This is a genomic window from Streptomyces viridosporus, from assembly GCF_002078235.1.
GTDB classification, from domain to species: domain Bacteria; phylum Actinomycetota; class Actinomycetes; order Streptomycetales; family Streptomycetaceae; genus Streptomyces; species Streptomyces viridosporus.
Genome location: NZ_MSGP01000387.1, coordinates 344 through 887, shown reverse-complemented (window position 1 = coordinate 887; position 544 = coordinate 344). Strand labels below are relative to the sequence as shown.

Genomic DNA, 544 nt, shown 5'->3' with positions numbered 1-544 from the left:
GTGCGGCCGTGCATGGTGCGGTACCCGCTGGGCACACGGTTCCGGAAGTACGGTGACGGCTGTGGCATCTGTCCCGGACGGACGTCCGAACCGACGAGGGGACGGTGGAGCCGTGAGCGGGACCGAGCAGGCGGTGGACGCGGTCTTCCTGCATGCCGTCCTCCACGACGTGGGCGCGGGTGTCCTCACGGTCGACGCCTCGGGGCTCATCACGTTCGCCAACCCCTGGGCCGAGCACCTGCTGGGCCGGTCGCAGGAGCGGATGCGCGGCCACGACGTGCACGATCTGCTGCACCGCCGCCACGACGGGAGCCCCGTGCCGCGCGAGCGGTGCTCGATGCTGGCCCCCCTGCGAGAGGGCGGGTCCGGGGAACTGGGCAGCGAGGAGTACTTCCTGCGCGCCGACGGCACGACCGTGCCGATCATCTGGTCGACCACCCCCCTACGGGTGGCGGACCGCAAGGCCGGGATGGTGATCGTCTTCCATGACTTCAGCCTGCAGCGCGAGGCCGAGGAACGGGCCGCGGCGCACACCGCCGCCCTG

The 544-nt window shown here is 72.1% G+C and carries 1 protein-coding gene; it reads left to right on the top strand.

Annotated elements, in window-relative coordinates; genetic code table 11:
* Nucleotides 1-112 precede the first annotated feature (112 nt).
* Nucleotides 113-544: PAS domain S-box protein (locus B7L92_RS42710; protein ID WP_255311141.1), on the top strand; the 432-nt coding region annotated here is incomplete at its 3' end.